Annotated in this window: 15 protein-coding genes; 8 read left to right on the forward strand and 7 right to left on the reverse strand. The window is 61.1% G+C overall.

Translation table 11 applies throughout. The annotated features are described in order from the left end of the window. Positions 1-29 precede the first annotated feature (29 nt). Entirely contained in the window at positions 30-368 is a 339-nt protein-coding gene (locus FZZ85_RS08520; RefSeq protein WP_370631167.1) for a cytidine deaminase, read from the reverse strand. Between the two features lie 486 nt (positions 369-854). After that, on the reverse strand, positions 855-2,156 hold the full coding sequence (gene hemL / locus FZZ85_RS08525; protein ID WP_226414105.1) for a glutamate-1-semialdehyde 2,1-aminomutase: 1,302 nt from the start codon (positions 2,154-2,156) through the stop codon (positions 855-857). Positions 2,157-2,292: 136 nt separating this feature from the next. Between hemL and FZZ85_RS08530 the strand changes: the two genes are divergently transcribed. Continuing rightward, positions 2,293-3,744 (forward strand): FAD-linked oxidase C-terminal domain-containing protein, encoded by a 1,452-nt coding sequence (locus FZZ85_RS08530; RefSeq protein WP_226414107.1) that lies wholly within the window; start codon positions 2,293-2,295, stop codon positions 3,742-3,744. Positions 3,745-3,750: 6 nt separating this feature from the next. Here FZZ85_RS08530 and xth read toward each other — a convergent pair whose 3' ends face one another. Beyond that, positions 3,751-4,584 (reverse strand): exodeoxyribonuclease III, encoded by an 834-nt coding sequence (xth, locus tag FZZ85_RS08535; RefSeq protein WP_226414109.1) that lies wholly within the window; start codon positions 4,582-4,584, stop codon positions 3,751-3,753. Positions 4,585-4,639: 55 nt separating this feature from the next. Between xth and FZZ85_RS08540 the strand changes: the two genes are divergently transcribed. After that, on the forward strand, positions 4,640-4,924 hold the full coding sequence (locus FZZ85_RS08540) for a hypothetical protein (RefSeq protein ID WP_226414111.1): 285 nt from the start codon (positions 4,640-4,642) through the stop codon (positions 4,922-4,924). Positions 4,925-5,300: 376 nt separating this feature from the next. Here the strand turns inward: FZZ85_RS08540 and FZZ85_RS08545 are convergent, their stop codons facing one another. Further along, positions 5,301-5,477 (reverse strand): hypothetical protein, encoded by a 177-nt coding sequence (locus tag FZZ85_RS08545; RefSeq protein ID WP_226414113.1) that lies wholly within the window; start codon positions 5,475-5,477, stop codon positions 5,301-5,303. 304 nt (positions 5,478-5,781) lie between these two features. Here FZZ85_RS08545 and FZZ85_RS08550 point away from each other — a divergent pair, with 304 nt between their 5' ends. From FZZ85_RS08550 to FZZ85_RS08570, 5 genes are read left to right on the forward strand one after another with little or no spacing between them, the layout of a single operon-like run. Beyond that, positions 5,782-6,402, forward strand: coding sequence for a hypothetical protein (locus FZZ85_RS08550; RefSeq protein WP_226414115.1), 621 nt, complete (start codon positions 5,782-5,784; stop codon positions 6,400-6,402). Then, positions 6,402-7,049 (forward strand): hypothetical protein, encoded by a 648-nt coding sequence (locus tag FZZ85_RS08555; RefSeq protein WP_226414117.1) that lies wholly within the window; start codon positions 6,402-6,404, stop codon positions 7,047-7,049. Before FZZ85_RS08550 ends, FZZ85_RS08555 begins: the two co-directional genes overlap by 1 nt. Beyond that, the gene (gene larC, locus FZZ85_RS08560; protein WP_226414119.1) at positions 7,046-8,254 is read left to right on the forward strand and encodes a nickel pincer cofactor biosynthesis protein LarC; all 1,209 of its coding nucleotides are present in this window, start codon (positions 7,046-7,048) and stop codon (positions 8,252-8,254) included. Before FZZ85_RS08555 ends, larC begins: the two co-directional genes overlap by 4 nt. Beyond that, complete coding sequence (locus FZZ85_RS08565) at positions 8,254-9,168, forward strand: lysylphosphatidylglycerol synthase domain-containing protein (RefSeq protein ID WP_226414121.1); 915 nt, start codon at positions 8,254-8,256, stop codon at positions 9,166-9,168. The genes larC and FZZ85_RS08565 overlap by 1 nt, the downstream gene beginning before the upstream one ends. 13 nt (positions 9,169-9,181) lie before the next feature. After that, positions 9,182-10,174 (forward strand): metallophosphoesterase, encoded by a 993-nt coding sequence (locus FZZ85_RS08570; RefSeq protein ID WP_226414123.1) that lies wholly within the window; start codon positions 9,182-9,184, stop codon positions 10,172-10,174. Here FZZ85_RS08570 and FZZ85_RS08575 read toward each other — a convergent pair. Continuing rightward, a complete protein-coding gene (locus FZZ85_RS08575; protein ID WP_226414125.1) occupies positions 10,151-11,722 on the reverse strand; it encodes an iron ABC transporter permease in 1,572 nt (523 codons plus the stop codon). The genes FZZ85_RS08570 and FZZ85_RS08575 overlap by 24 nt on opposite strands. 186 nt (positions 11,723-11,908) lie before the next feature. Between FZZ85_RS08575 and FZZ85_RS08580 the strand changes: the two genes are divergently transcribed. Continuing rightward, the gene (locus FZZ85_RS08580; RefSeq protein ID WP_226414149.1) at positions 11,909-12,979 is read left to right on the forward strand and encodes an ABC transporter ATP-binding protein; all 1,071 of its coding nucleotides are present in this window, start codon (positions 11,909-11,911) and stop codon (positions 12,977-12,979) included. Positions 12,980-13,027: 48 nt separating this feature from the next. Here the strand turns inward: FZZ85_RS08580 and FZZ85_RS08585 are convergent, their stop codons facing one another. Together FZZ85_RS08585 and FZZ85_RS08590 are read right to left on the reverse strand one after the other, a co-directional pair. Then, complete coding sequence (locus tag FZZ85_RS08585; RefSeq protein WP_226414127.1) at positions 13,028-13,210, reverse strand: hypothetical protein; 183 nt, start codon at positions 13,208-13,210, stop codon at positions 13,028-13,030. Between the two features lie 17 nt (positions 13,211-13,227). Further along, positions 13,228-13,394: GTP-binding protein (locus FZZ85_RS08590; protein WP_226414151.1), on the reverse strand; the 167-nt coding region annotated here is incomplete at its 5' end.

A 13,394-nucleotide genomic window follows, 5' to 3' on the forward strand; every position in this document is an offset into this window, starting at 1 on the left:
TCAGTTCAAAGGGCGTAGGAAGAAGTTGCTCAAGTTGCCTTGTTCCCACACCATCGATGCTCTCCTCGGCCTTGCTTGGCAGCAGTTCCTGCATCGCCTGACGGCAGGCGCCGCACGGCATGCGGGATCCTGGAGGCTGCTGCATCGCCTGTGGCATCGATGCAGCTCACGGCCAGTTCAATCAGTCGTTTGCCCTGGCTGATCGCCGTAAAAAGTGCGACCCGCTTGGCACAGATGCTCAGCCTATAACTGGCATTTTCCACATTGCAGCCGTCGATCACACTGCCGTCAGCACACCTCACGGCAGCCCCCACGTGCAAGTTCGAGTACGGGCAATGGGCACGCTTGGCGGCCTGACGAGCGCACACCAGTAAAGACTCAGCGAGCGTTGTTCTCGGCAGGCGCCATGGGCCGTTTCAAAAAGTCTGCTCAGGGTTTGCGTCCCAGCCGATTGGGTAAGCCGGGATTGCTGGCTGAGCTCGAACTCATTTTGGGGATCAATGACCAGATCTCCGCTTACCGCAACATGACTCTCCTGGGCAGGTCTGCTGAAGGATCCGGAGTCATTGAATTTCAGTGCTCCTAATGAGGCTTCGTAAGACCAGTGATAGGTCATGCGAGACACCTTCATCTGCTCAACACCGGAACTGCTGAAGCGTTCCACAAGGGGGGTGAGCCTGATTTCGATAACTGTCTTCGGGTGAATTTAAGGGGTTTCACCCTGGTCAACCTGGAACTGCTGATGCTCAAGCTGTCAAATGCCTGGAATAGGCTGGCCGGACCACCGACTCTCCACGGTCTGGATCGTTCAGACCAGTGGAGGGAGAGGGGGTGCTGGTGCCAGCACGTAACGATCAGGCCACGGCCGCGAAGCTTTCGCGGAAAGCGTTGATCGTCGCTTCGATGTCGGCGTCGGAGTGCGCCAGGGACGTGAAACCAGCTTCGAAGGCCGAGGGTGCGAGGTAGATGCCCCGCTCGAGCATGGCGCGATGCAGTTTGCCGAAGCGTTCAGAATCTGTGCTCTTGGCTTCTTCAAAATTGCGCACCGGGCCTTCGCACAGGAAAAAGCCGAACATGGCGCTGACACTGGCAGCTGTGATCGGCATACCAGCGGATTTGGCGGCGTCCTTGATGCCCGCCACGAGCTTCTGGGTTGTGGCCGTCAGCTTCTCGTATGTGCCGGGCTGCTTGAGCAGTTCCAGGGTCTTGATGCCGGCGGTCATCGCCAGGGGGTTCCCACTGAGGGTTCCCGCCTGATACATGGGGCCTGCCGGAGCCACCATTCCCATGATGTCGGCGCGGCCGCCGTAGGCTCCCACGGGAAGTCCGCCACCGATCACCTTGCCCATGGTCGTGAGGTCTGGAGTGACGCCGAAATGAGCCTGGGCACCGCCGTAACTGATCCGGAATCCGGTCATCACTTCGTCGAAGACGAGTAGGGCACCGTTCTCTTTGGTGAGTTCTCGCAGACCTTCGAGGAAGCCGGGTTCCGGCTGAATGAAGCCAGCGTTGCCAACAATGGGCTCGAGGATTACGCCGGAGATGGCGTCAGGGTTCTCAGCGAACAGAGCCTTAACGGCCTCGAGATCGTTGTAAGGCGCAGTAAGGGTATTGGCGGTGGTGCTGCGGGGCACCCCGGGGGAATCGGGCAGGCCAAGGGTGGCCACGCCAGAACCAGCCTTCACCAGGAACATGTCCGCATGGCCGTGGTAACACCCCTCGAACTTGATCACCTTGTCCCGGCCGGTATAGGCACGGATCAGTCGCAACACAGCCATGCAGGCCTCGGTGCCGCTATTGACGAAGCGCACCATCTCAACGCTGGGCACAGCGTCGATCACCATTTCGGCCAGGGTGTTTTCCAGGGCACAAGGTGCTCCGAAGCTGGTGCCCTTTTCGATCGCCTCCTGCAGTGCTGCGATCACCTCGGGGTGGGCGTGGCCGCAGATGGCCGGTCCCCAGCTGCCGATGTAGTCGATGTATTTATTTCCATCCACGTCCCAGGCATAGGGACCCTTCACTCGATCGAACACGATCGGCTGACCGCCAACCGACTTGAAGGCCCGCACAGGGGAGCTGACACCTCCAGGCATCAGGGCCTGTGCTGCCCCGAAGATGGCCTGGGAGTGGCTGGTGTTCAACGCGGGAGCTGTCACTGGAACCGACGCCAAAGGGCTGATGCAAACCGTGCAACATCCTGACTCAGGAACCACCGGTTCTGTTTGCTGTGTTTCTTAATTGGCCACTTCGCACGCATTTTGATGCGTAGTCTTTAGTCAGATCGAGATCGATGTGGCCCACGACTGGTCAGTGCTGGAGAGGGATCTGCGCCGATGTCTGCCCCCTCGGGCCATCGTGGCGAAGCGTCAGGAACTGCTCAGTTACGACTGTGACGGACTGACGCTTGAGCGCCACTGTCCGCCCCTGGCGGTGCTGCCGGAGACCACCGAACAGGTCGCCGCGGTGTTGCAATGCTGCCATCGACACGGTGTGCCGTTTGTGGCTCGCGGCAGCGGTACCGGCCTCTCGGGGGGAGCGTTGGTGGAGCAGCAGGCGCTTTTGGTGGTGACCAGTCGCATGCGTCGGGTGCTCGACCTTGATCTGGCCAATCAGCGGGTCACGGTGCAGCCCGGGGTCATCAACAGCTGGGTGACACGCGCTGTTGCAGGTGATGGGTTTTATTACGCCCCGGATCCGTCCAGCCAGGTGGTTTGCAGCATCGGCGGAAATGTGGCGGAAAATTCAGGCGGGGTGCACTGCCTCAAATACGGCGTGACCAGCAACCACGTAATGGGGCTTGAGGTGGTGCTGCCCGATGGAACCATCACGCAGTTGGGCAATGGGCTGGCCGAATCCTGCGAACTGGATCTACGTGGTGCCTTCATCGGCAGCGAAGGAACGTTGGGCATTGCAACGGCCATCACCCTGCGCCTGCTTCGGGCGCCGGAGTGCGTGAACGTGCTGTTGGTGGATTTCGCCACGATGGAAGCGGCAGGGGAAGCGGTGCGATCGGTGACCGCGAGCGGCCTCTTGCCTGCAGGGATGGAAATCATGGACAACGTCACCATCAACGCCGTCAATGATTTCTTCGGGTACGACGAATACCCCCGTGATGCTGCGGCCGTTCTGCTGATTGAGCTCGATGGGCAGGAGGCTGAGGTTCAGGCCTCTTCGGAACGTGCCGAAGCGCTTTGTCGAGCGGCAGGGGCCCGTGGCCTGCGGCGGGCCCAAGACCTCGCGGAGTGCGCGGTGCTCTGGAAAGGCCGTAAATCCGCGTTTTCCGCAGTGGGCAAAATCACGCCGACCTATTACGTGCAAGACGGTGTGGTTCCCCGCAGCAGCCTTCCGTCGGTGCTTGCGGCAATTGAACGGCTCAGCCAGGAGCACGGCCTGCCCGTCGCCAATGTTTTCCATGCCGGCGATGGCAACCTTCATCCACTGATCCTGTATTCCCTGGACCAGCCCAACGTGGAGAGGAACGTCAAGGAGCTCGGTGCCGCCATCCTGCGGGTGTGCCTTGATGCCGGAGGCAGCATCAGTGGAGAGCATGGCGTTGGCGCTGACAAGCGTTGCTACCTCGACTGGATGTTCACCCCCGACGACCTGGAGACGATGGGGCTGTTGCGTTCCGCCTTCGATCCAGACAACCGGGCCAATCCGGGCAAGGTGCTCCCTACGCCGCGCACGTGCGGGGAATCATCCAAACGGACGGTGACGCTGCCTGCAGGAGTTGAGGTCTACTGAACTGAATTAGAACAACGGTTCATCGCCGTCATCGTCGTCGGCTGGAGGCCAGTCGAGGTCAACGCTGACCGGGGCGTGGTCGCTGGGTTGTTGGTTGCCGCGCATGCCTTTGTGGATGACGCAGCTGCGGGCAAGTCCCAGCAGCTCGTCGCATAGGTAGATGTGGTCAATGCGCCAGCCGCGATCCCGGTCCCAGGCACCGCTGCGGTAGTCCCACCAGCTCCAGTGACCGGAGTCCGGTTCGAAAACCCGGAACACGTCCTGAAGCCGTTCACCTAGGGCTTCACGAAGGGCCTGGCGCTCGGCATCGCTCGCCATGATTCCGCCGGTTTGGCGTTCGGGGTCAGGAAGATCGCGTGTTTCGAGGCCGATGTTGAAGTCGCCGACCATGCACAGCGGCTCGCCGCGTTGCTGTTGAGCATCGAGATAACGCTTGAGGCAGCCGAGCCAGGCCAATTTGTAGGGGTATTTCTCCGACTTCAGGCTCGATCCATTTGGTACATAGAGGTTGAGCACGCGAACACTATTAAGCAGTGCGCTGATCACGCGCTTCTGTGCGCCGAGATCGTCCGCTTCCGCATCATCTGGGAGCTCACCAACGAAGCCGCAGCGCACATCCTCCAAGGGCTCGCGGCTGATCAGCGCGACGCCGTTGTAGGCCTTTTGGCCATGCATGTGCACGTGCCAGCCTGCAGATTTGAAGGCCTCAAGGGGGAACAGAGGGTCATCCACCTTGGTTTCCTGCAGACAGAGCAGATCCGGTTGCTCGCTCTCCAGCCAGCTGAGCACCTGATCCAATCGCATGCGAACCGAGTTCACATTCCAGGTGGCGATTTGCACGGTTGATCCTTTGGCGTCAAGGACCCTTAGCATCTGCCAAATCTGGAGTTCGCTGATGTCTCGCCGTCTTGCGGCTGCCGCGCAACTTGCGCTGTCTTTTGTAGTGATGACAGCTATCCCGGTGGGGGTTCATGCTCAAGTTGAAGCTCCTTTTCAGAACCGCGAGGAACGCGAGATCTACGGCGACACCGATGGCAGCGGCTCAATTCTGGATTCCGCGAACCCCATGGATCTGTTGAATCAGATTCGGCGGGCGACGGCCATGGACGATGCCACGCCACCCTCCGATGCCATTGATGCGGCCCTCAAGGCCTATCAGAACCCTCCCAAAACGCCATAGCGCTGAGTTGTTCAGAAGCGTTGCTACGGGCTGCGCTTAATCCGAGCTGTCCGGCCACCGCATCGATCCGTCCGTTTGCGTCCCGTTTTTCTGGGCCTGCTCCAGCAAGGTGTGAACAGCCTCTTCATCTCCCTTTTTTGCCGCACAGCGTTAGGGCCAAAAGGGGCCTTGCATCATTTATTTTTTCTCTGGCCAGTTAGCCATACGTATTCATTGCGGCCTGATCGGATCCGCCTTGTCTCGGCACATCAGCCAGAAGCAATCCGACCTCCAAACGCTGGCCAGGCTCAAGGTTTTTGAACCGGGTGGTGAGCTCCGCTCTCGCCTGCCGATGGCGTCCCTGCTCTTGGTTTAGAAACACAAGCACTTGCAGAACCTACGGATCATTCCGATGCAGCGGAAGCAGATTTTGGAGGCTGCGCCGGGATGATTCGGGCTGGCCATTGCGACGTTGCAGGTCCGCTTTAAACAGGATGAGTTCGCGCGGCGTGGTGCGGCCAGACAGCCAGGGTTGCAGCATCATTTCGGCCTCTTGCAGGAGTTCTAGTGCCACCAGGCGTTCCAGCAGCAGGCCCTGATCTGCCTCGCTGAGGTTGTCCTGGCCCTAGAGCTGAAGATCGGCAGTTCAATCTGCTGATCTTCAGCCTGGCGTCTCCCCCGTGCACGGGTTTCCTGGGGGCCATGGAGGCAGCTGCGATCCAACCGACCAGTGCAGCTCCAGTGATGGAAGCCAGCAGCAACAGAATCCGGCCCGGGCTTGGCATCCGATCTCGAATCAGCCACTTCAGTCTGAGGAGATTGCAGTGGGCTGGCTACAGTCCCTACGAGGGCTTTTGACTCCGCCCGGATCAGCATCAATGCGCGCCCATCCGATTCCCCCGGTTACAGAGCCGTTGCAGTACCGGGCCATCGGGCTTGTGCGCGGCACGTACACCCCAACCGATCCCGAGCAACTCACCCGTGGCAACTTGACCGATGCCCAGGGGGTCCCATTGGAAACAGTTGTTCTCGGTCGTGTGCTCACCCTGATTCGGCGGCATCTCCCCCTGGATCAACCCCACCTCTGGGTCGTCTATCCCAGAAGCCGTGAAAGTGATCATCTGCATCTGCAGATCGCTGGGGTATGGGAACCCAGCACCTTGGCTCCGGACCAAGCCGATGCCTCTGACACCCTGCCGGAGGGTGACGACTTCTTCTCCATTCGAGGGGAGTTGATCTTCACCAAGCCTGAAACCGGCGAAATTGTGGTGAAGGTTCGGCAGCAGGCTCGTGCAGACGGCCACCGTCCGCTTCCCTTCAAAATTCAGATCAAGGGTGAGCTTCCCCTTGAACACCTTCGTCACTTCGTCAGCCTTGACCTGCGCCGCCAGGGCCAGGAACTTCACCTCGAACAGCACGAGGTGATTGCTCCCATGCCGACGCGTGGCGGCAAATCCAAGGGAGGTCGTGGGCGTGCCACCTCCCGCGCTCGCAGCTGATGGCAGAGGCGGGGCAGGGCTCTACGGGGGCACTTCGGGCTGGCGTTGCCGTTGCAGGGATTACCGCCCTCGGTGCTTTTGGTCCTGCACTGGGTCTGTCTGCTGCCTGGATTGTGGTAGCGGTTTGCGGCGCCCTGGTCACCCTCAGCGTTGATGCCGCTACATGGGAAGGCATGGGCGGTCATATCCTTGCCGAAGCTTTGCCTGGTGGGCAGGAGCGTTTGCGTCGAATTGCGGTCCATGAGGCGGGCCATGTTTTGATCGCGGAAGAGGAGCAACTTCCGGTTCAGCAGGTGCTGGTGGGAACCCTGGCCTGTGTGCGTGCAGGACTGCGCAGCAGCGGCGCCACGGAGTTCGCTGTGCCGGACAGCGTCCGCATGCCCCTTGAGGATCTAAGGCGTTGGAGCCGGGTGCTTCAAGCCGGCATCGCTGCTGAGACTGTGGTCTTCGGTAAGGCCCGTGGTGGGGCTGATGACCGCGCTTTGTTGGGACGGTTGTGGGGACTCTCGGGCCATGACGTCGCCACGGCCCAACGGGAGCAGCGTCGCGCCCGCCGGGAGATTGAACAGCAGTTGCGTCAGCAGCGTGAGGCGCTTGACCAGCAGACCGGTGTTCTGTTGGAGGCGGCCCCGCGTCTGGGGCGATGAGTGCTCTTTGGATTGATGCACCAACGGGGTTGGCAGGCGACATGCTCCTCGCCGCACTGTTGGATTTGGGCGTGGACCAGGCCGTGGTGGAGTCGCCGCTGGCGGCACTCGGTTTGGCAGGGAGCTATCGAATCACCCAGCAGGAGGCGCGCAGCGGTGGTCTCCGGGGGGTCCGCGTTGATGTGCAGGGTCTCGAGGATCAGCCGCCCCACCGCTACTGGTCGGGGATCCGTGATCAGATCAATGCAGCTGCATTAGCGCCATCGCTAAAGCAACGGGTGCTCGCAGTATTTACCCGTTTGGCGGAAGCCGAAGCCACTGTGCATGGAACTCCGGTGGAGGCCGTTCACTTCCATGAGGTCGGATCTATAGATGCCCTCGTGGATGTGGTGGGTGTCTGTGCGGCGATTGACCATCTCAATCCAGACAGGATCGTCTGTTCCCCTTTGCCTGCGGGGAGCGGAACGGTGGCAACCGCCCATGGCCTGTTGCCGGTGCCCGTTCCTGCAGTGCTGGAACTGGCGCGACGTCATCGCATTCCTTTGCTTCAGGGCGGAGACCTGCCCACGGGAGAGTTGGTGACGCCCACAGGCCTCGCCCTGGTTTCGGTTCTGGTGGGTCAGTTTGTCGCTCCTGATCGTTTGGTTCCCGAAAAGGTTGGTGTTGGCCTCGGCCATCGCCAACTGGATCGCCCCAACTTGGTGCGCCTTGTGCTCCACAGCCCAGCGGCGAATGCGGTGGAAGGTCCCCGTTGGGAGTCGTTGGTCGTGCAGGAAGCTTGGATCGATGACGCCACCCCAGAACAGGTCGCGGTCTTGACCAATCGCTTGCGTGATGCGGGAGCGATCGATGTGGCGGTGCAGCCGTTGCTCATGAAAAAGGGCCGCAGTGGCCAGTTGTTGACGGCGCTTGTGCGGCATGAGAATGCCGATCAGATCCGCAGCCTTTGGCTCAGTGCTGGCAGCAGCATCGGTCTGAGGGAGCGGTGCCAGGGACGCTGGGTGTTGCCGAGGCGGCAGGGCGTGCTCGAAACCCCCTGGGGGCCCGTCGCCGCCAAACAGGTGCGTCGCCCCGATGGATGTTGCACCGTCAAAGCCGAAGCGGATGCCCTTGAGGCCCTTCAGGCCAGCTCTGGGTGTTCCCTTGATGAGCTGCGGGCTGCTGTTGCTTTAGCACCGTTTGTCAGCACGGAAGATTGGGCCTGATGAGCAAGTTTCTCCGTCAACCCAAGCTCTGGATCACGCTGGCCAGCCTGATCTTCATCGCTGTGGCTCTGGCCCAGCAGGCGGGCCAACTTCACCAGCTGAGCTTGGTGGCCAACGGTTGGTGGTGGCTTGTGATGGGGCTTGGACTGACCTGGCTCAGCATCCTGATCAATGGTCTGGCTTGGCGGGATCTGCTGGTTTGGTTGAAACACCCTCCCCAGGGCCTCGCTGTGGTGCCGCTGTTTGTGCGCAGCAATCTGCTCAAGTACTTGCCGGGAGGGATTTGGCATCTGGTGGAGCGGGTTCGGGTGCTGCGCCCGGTGATTGGTGGCGGCCCTGCCCTGGCAGGGGTGATCCTTGATCCACTCTTGATCGTGGCGGCGTCCGTTCTTGTTGTGGTTGCTGGTGGATGGCAGCAAGGCTTTGCCCTGCTGGCCCCCTGGCCTGCGCTGTTGATGATTCCTCGCTGGCGCGAGCCCCTTCTGCGTCGACTGGAACGTTCTAAGGCGGCGCAATTGCAGTCGGTTGGCAGTGGGCCCTTGAAAAGTGAGGGAAGCGGCCGCGGCGGCTATCCATGGCGGCCCCTCAGCCTTCAGCTGCTGTTCGTGCTCTTCCGCTTTGCCGGGTTCTGGTGCAGTGTCCAGGCCTTCGGGATTCAAAGTCCGGAGCCGTTCACCTGGCTCGCGGCCTTTGGACTGGCCTACGCCGTTGGGCTGGTGGTGCCTGGTGCGCCTGGGGGGCTGGGGGTGTTTGAGGCCACCCTGCTGCTGCGTTTGGGTGCTGCCGTGCCAGAGGCGCAGTTGCTCGCGGTGGTTCTCAGCTATCGACTCCTCTCCACCCTGGCCGATGTTGTTGCCAGCGGGGCACTGGTGGCTGATCGGATGGTGGTCCAACGTTTGAAACGTCCCGGCTGACCCCCTTGCTGTTGTGCTGCTGAGTCGTCGTCAGATACTGCAGTTGGTGCTTGGCACCGGTCTCACTGCAGCGGCCTTGCCCTTGAACGCCGCCAGGGGGGGAGTTCACCGCGTTGGCCTGATCAGCGATCTCAACAGCAGCTATGGCTCCACCAGCTACATCCCTGCCGTTGATCAGGGGCTTAATCAGCTCATTGGCCTGCAGCCGGATCTGGTGGTGTGTGCTGGCGACATGGTCGCGGCTCAGATGCTAGGCCTCAGTGGTCAGCAGCTGGATGCAATGTGGCGGGGCTTTGAAACGTCCGTTCTGCAGCGGCTTCAGGCGGCGGACATTCCACTGCTGCCAGCGATTGGGAACCATGACGGTTCACCTGGGTTCCCCGCGGATCGTGCCGCTGTTCGTCGGTTCTGGACCCCGATCCGTTCCCGGATGGGATTAATGCTTGTGGATGCCTCGCAGTTTCCGTTTCGCTACACGGCGCTGCAGGACGGGATCTTCTGGTTGTTCTGGGACGCCAGCTCAGCCAGTGTTCCTGAGGATCAGTTGGCCTGGGCACAACAGCAGTTGGCCAGTCCCCAGGCACAAGCGGCTCGTGCTCGGTTTGTTGTGGGTCATCTCCCCCTGGCGGGTGTTGGTCTGGGCAAGGATCGCCCCGGCGAGGTGTTGGAGCGGGGACGTGCGCTTCAGGCCTTGATGGACGCCACAGGAGTGCAGGCTTACATCAGTGGTCATCACCACGCCTGGTTCTCCAGCCGATGTGGTCAGCTCGATTTGATCCAGCTCGGCGCCTTGGGCAGTGGACCCCGGCGCCTGCTGGAAGGTGGAGCGCCAGCACAGCAGACCTTCACCTTGCTGGAGATCGATGGGGGCAGGGGCACCCTCCTGGAGACCACCTACTCGGTGTCCACAGGACGGCCGCTGTCCTGGTCGACACTCCCTCTACGTCTCAACACCCGTGCTGGTGTTCTCCAGCGCAATGCATCAGAGCGGTTGCTGCGGGGGTGACGAACTCTCTCGTCTGGAGGCGTGATCCAGCGTCGGAACCAAGGCCATGGCGGCGACCAGCCCCAGAACGAGGATCATCAGGGCCGGCAACATCGCTTCGGCCAACCGTTCATCGCCGGCGTACTGGAACACGCGCACTGAGAGCGTGTCGAAGTCGAAAGGCCGCAGAGCGAAGGTGAGGGGAAGCTCCTTCACCGTGTCGACAAACACCAGCAGCAGCCCGACGGTGATCGGTCCGCGCAAGAGGGGCAGATGCACGCGTTGGAGCACGCCCTGCCACGGTGATCCCATCCCCATAGCTGCCTCATCCAGGCTCGGGCTGATCCGCTCCAGGGCTGCGTCCAGGCCACCTTTCGCCACCGCCAGAAATCGATCGCTGTAGCCCCACAGCAGCAGTAGCAAGGGGGCGATCTGCCAGGGGCCCCCAGTGAGCAACAGGGCCAGAGCCAGGACGGTGCCGGGGATGGCGTAGCCCGTTCCGGCCAGGAAGGTGAGGCTTTTCAGCCATGGGGCGCTGGACCAGCGTTTGGCGATGGCCAGCACCAGTGCTGCCGTTACCGCCAAAACGGCAGCGACAAGGGCCAGCAAAAGACTGCGGCCGCTCAGGCTGATCAGATCGTCGCTCCAGCTTTTTTGGAGTTGATCCAAGTTGCTGGCGGCCCACAGCAGCGGGGTCCCCAGGCTCACGATCGGAGGGATGACGGCGAGCAGTTGCGCCACACCAGCACGGAATCCATGTAGGTGCCAAGCGGTTGCGTCCCCGCCGGCCACGCCATCGCTCCAGCGTCGGCTGCGCCTGCGCAGGCCTCGTTCACACACCACCAACGTCAACACGATCACCAGAGTGACCAAGGCCAAGCTGATGGCGCCTGCGGGGTCGCCGTTGGACTGCCAGGTTTCAAGGATGCCTGCGGAGAGACTCGGAATGCCGAGGAGCTGGACGGCACCAAGCTCATTGACAACTTCCATTCCCATGAGAGCGACGCCGGCTCCGATCGCGGGCAGTGCAATGGGTAAGGCCACACGCCGGAAGGCTGACCAGGGACCGACCCCCAGGCTGCGACATGCCTCCAGCTGACGCTGGCCGCTGACGGAGAAACTTTCCGTGCTCAGCAGGAACACGTAGGGGTAGGTCGTAAGGGCCATCACAGCGATGCCCCAGCCCATGCCGTGAATGGTCCAGCTGTGGCGACTTCCCAGATCGACGAGGGTGGCCGAGAGGAGATAGGCCGGCGTTGCCAGAGGAATTAGCTGGGCAATGCGTAGCCATTGCCGACCGGGAAAACGACAGTTGCACAGCAGCCAACCATTGGCTGTGCCGAGCACGGTGCCAAGCGTTGCTGTGCCGAGCAGCAGCTGGATTGTGCCAACGATTTGTCGCATGCCATCGGGGCCAAGATCGCTGAAGCCGCTGGTCAAGGACGTCAGGGCTTCCTTGACCAGCGTCAGCACCGGCCAGATCGCAATCAGGCCAGTGATGGAGGCGATCAGGATTAGGGCCAGCCGTGTTGGGCTTGGAACAACAATCCGGTTGGGCAGCAACTTCACTTCAGCGATGGGCCGGACACCGTTGTCGCGACATGGCCTGCGACATTGCCATGGAATGAGTCTGGCGATGAACGATGGAGATCTGATCCAGAGCGTGCAAACCGCACATCGGCTTCGATCATTTGTCACACTCATAAGCTCGGTCGCTTCCCAAGCTTCATCTGGTCTGTGGAACAGCTGCTCCCGATGGAGCCAACGGTTGCTTTAAACGGGGTCTGGCATAGCTACGGCGATGCTTCTGACGGCTGGACCCTGAAGGGGGTTGATCTTCAGGTGGCGTCAGGGGAGTTGTTGGGCTTGCTGGGCCCCTCAGGCTGCGGCAAAACCACCCTGCTTCGTTTAATTGCTGGCTTCGAACGCCCCCGACGCGGCACGGTGCAGCTGGATCAGCGAATGGTGGCTGGAGATGGGGTCTGGATGGAACCAGAACGCAGGGGTGTTGGCATGGTGTTCCAGGACTACGCCCTATTCCCTCACCTGAACGCTTGGCAGAACGCCAGTTTTGGTTTGCCTCGGCGGAATCCCAACCATGAGCGCGTGGCTTGGTTGTTTGAGTTGCTTGGGCTGAAGGGGCTCGAGCAGCGCTACCCGCACCAGCTTTCCGGTGGCCAGCGGCAACGGCTGGCGTTGGCCCGTGCTTTGGCCCCAGCGCCAAGGGTTGTACTTCTTGACGAGCCTTTTTCAAGTCTTGATGTGGAGGTGAGGCTCCGCCTGCGTAGTGAGCTCGCCTCTGTGCTCGACGCCTGCGGTGCGAGCGGCGTGATCGTCACCCATGACCCCGGAGAAGCCCTGGCGATTTGCGATCGTGTTGCCGTGATGCGGGATGGAGTGCTGCATCAATGTGCATCGCCCCCCGAGATCGTGAGATCACCGGCGACTCCTTTTGTTGGATCCTTTGTGCTTCAGCGCAATTTGATTCCGGTTCAGGCCCAAGGCCAAGGCCAGTTGTCCTGTCTGCTGGGAGAACTGGATGCATCCGCCCCATGGGTCCAGGCTGACCGCAGAGCCTCCGATACCTGTTGTGTGCTGGTGGATCCGCACGACATCAATGTCGTCGCCGATTCCGAAGGTGAGGCAAGCATCTTGGGACGTGAATTTCTGGGTGATTCATGGGAATACCGAATCCATGTCGCTGATGTGCTGGTGCGGGCTAACTGTCCGATCGATCAGGAGCATCCTCCCCACACCCGTTGCCGCCTCACGTTCAGGGATGGGGCCAAAGTCACGCTGCTTCCGCTTGGCCAAGCGTCGACATAAAAAATCCCCCTCTGCAGCGGGGGATTGAAGAAGAGGATCTTGTTTTCTTCAGCGTTGCTGATGGCGCACGGGGATGGGCACAAGAACCGGCTGGCGTAGGCCGCCTCCACCGTTGTCGTCGTCGGAATCAGCCAGAAGCCACAGCAGCAGGCTGGCGAGAACAAAGACTGTTCCGAGCAGCAGTGGTTCGACCATCAAGGTTTCTCCCATGGCACGCACAATAAGCAGCATTTCTGGGTTCTGCTGAATCAGCTGAAACCTTTTCCTGCATCCCGTGCCACACAGGCCTGGAGTTGCTCCCGCAGTGTGGTGTGGTCGATGTCGCGGCCGATCAGCACCAATTGATTTTTGCGATCACCGATCCAGTCGGTGTCGTCGATGGAAAAGCGTTTGCCTGCCAGATGGAACACATGGC

It is taken from the genome of Synechococcus sp. MU1642, from assembly GCF_020514115.1.
Classification (GTDB): domain Bacteria; phylum Cyanobacteriota; class Cyanobacteriia; order PCC-6307; family Cyanobiaceae; genus Parasynechococcus.

What these genes read in the sequence shown, in the direction of transcription:
- FZZ85_RS08540 (WP_226414111.1), top strand. Translation starts at nt 4,640, where the DNA reads ATGTCTCGCCGTCTTGCGGCTGCCGCGCAACTTGCGCTGTCTTTTGTA.
- FZZ85_RS08550 (WP_226414115.1), top strand. Translation starts at nt 5,782, where the DNA reads ATGCGCGCCCATCCGATTCCCCCGGTTACAGAGCCGTTGCAGTACCGG.
- FZZ85_RS08555 (WP_226414117.1), top strand. Translation starts at nt 6,402, where the DNA reads ATGGCAGAGGCGGGGCAGGGCTCTACGGGGGCACTTCGGGCTGGCGTT.
- larC (WP_226414119.1), top strand. Translation starts at nt 7,046, where the DNA reads ATGAGTGCTCTTTGGATTGATGCACCAACGGGGTTGGCAGGCGACATG.
- FZZ85_RS08565 (WP_226414121.1), top strand. Translation starts at nt 8,254, where the DNA reads ATGAGCAAGTTTCTCCGTCAACCCAAGCTCTGGATCACGCTGGCCAGC.
- FZZ85_RS08580 (WP_226414149.1), top strand. Translation starts at nt 11,909, where the DNA reads ATGGAGCCAACGGTTGCTTTAAACGGGGTCTGGCATAGCTACGGCGAT.
- FZZ85_RS08585 (WP_226414127.1), bottom strand. Translation starts at nt 13,210, where the DNA reads ATGCTGCTTATTGTGCGTGCCATGGGAGAAACCTTGATGGTCGAACCA.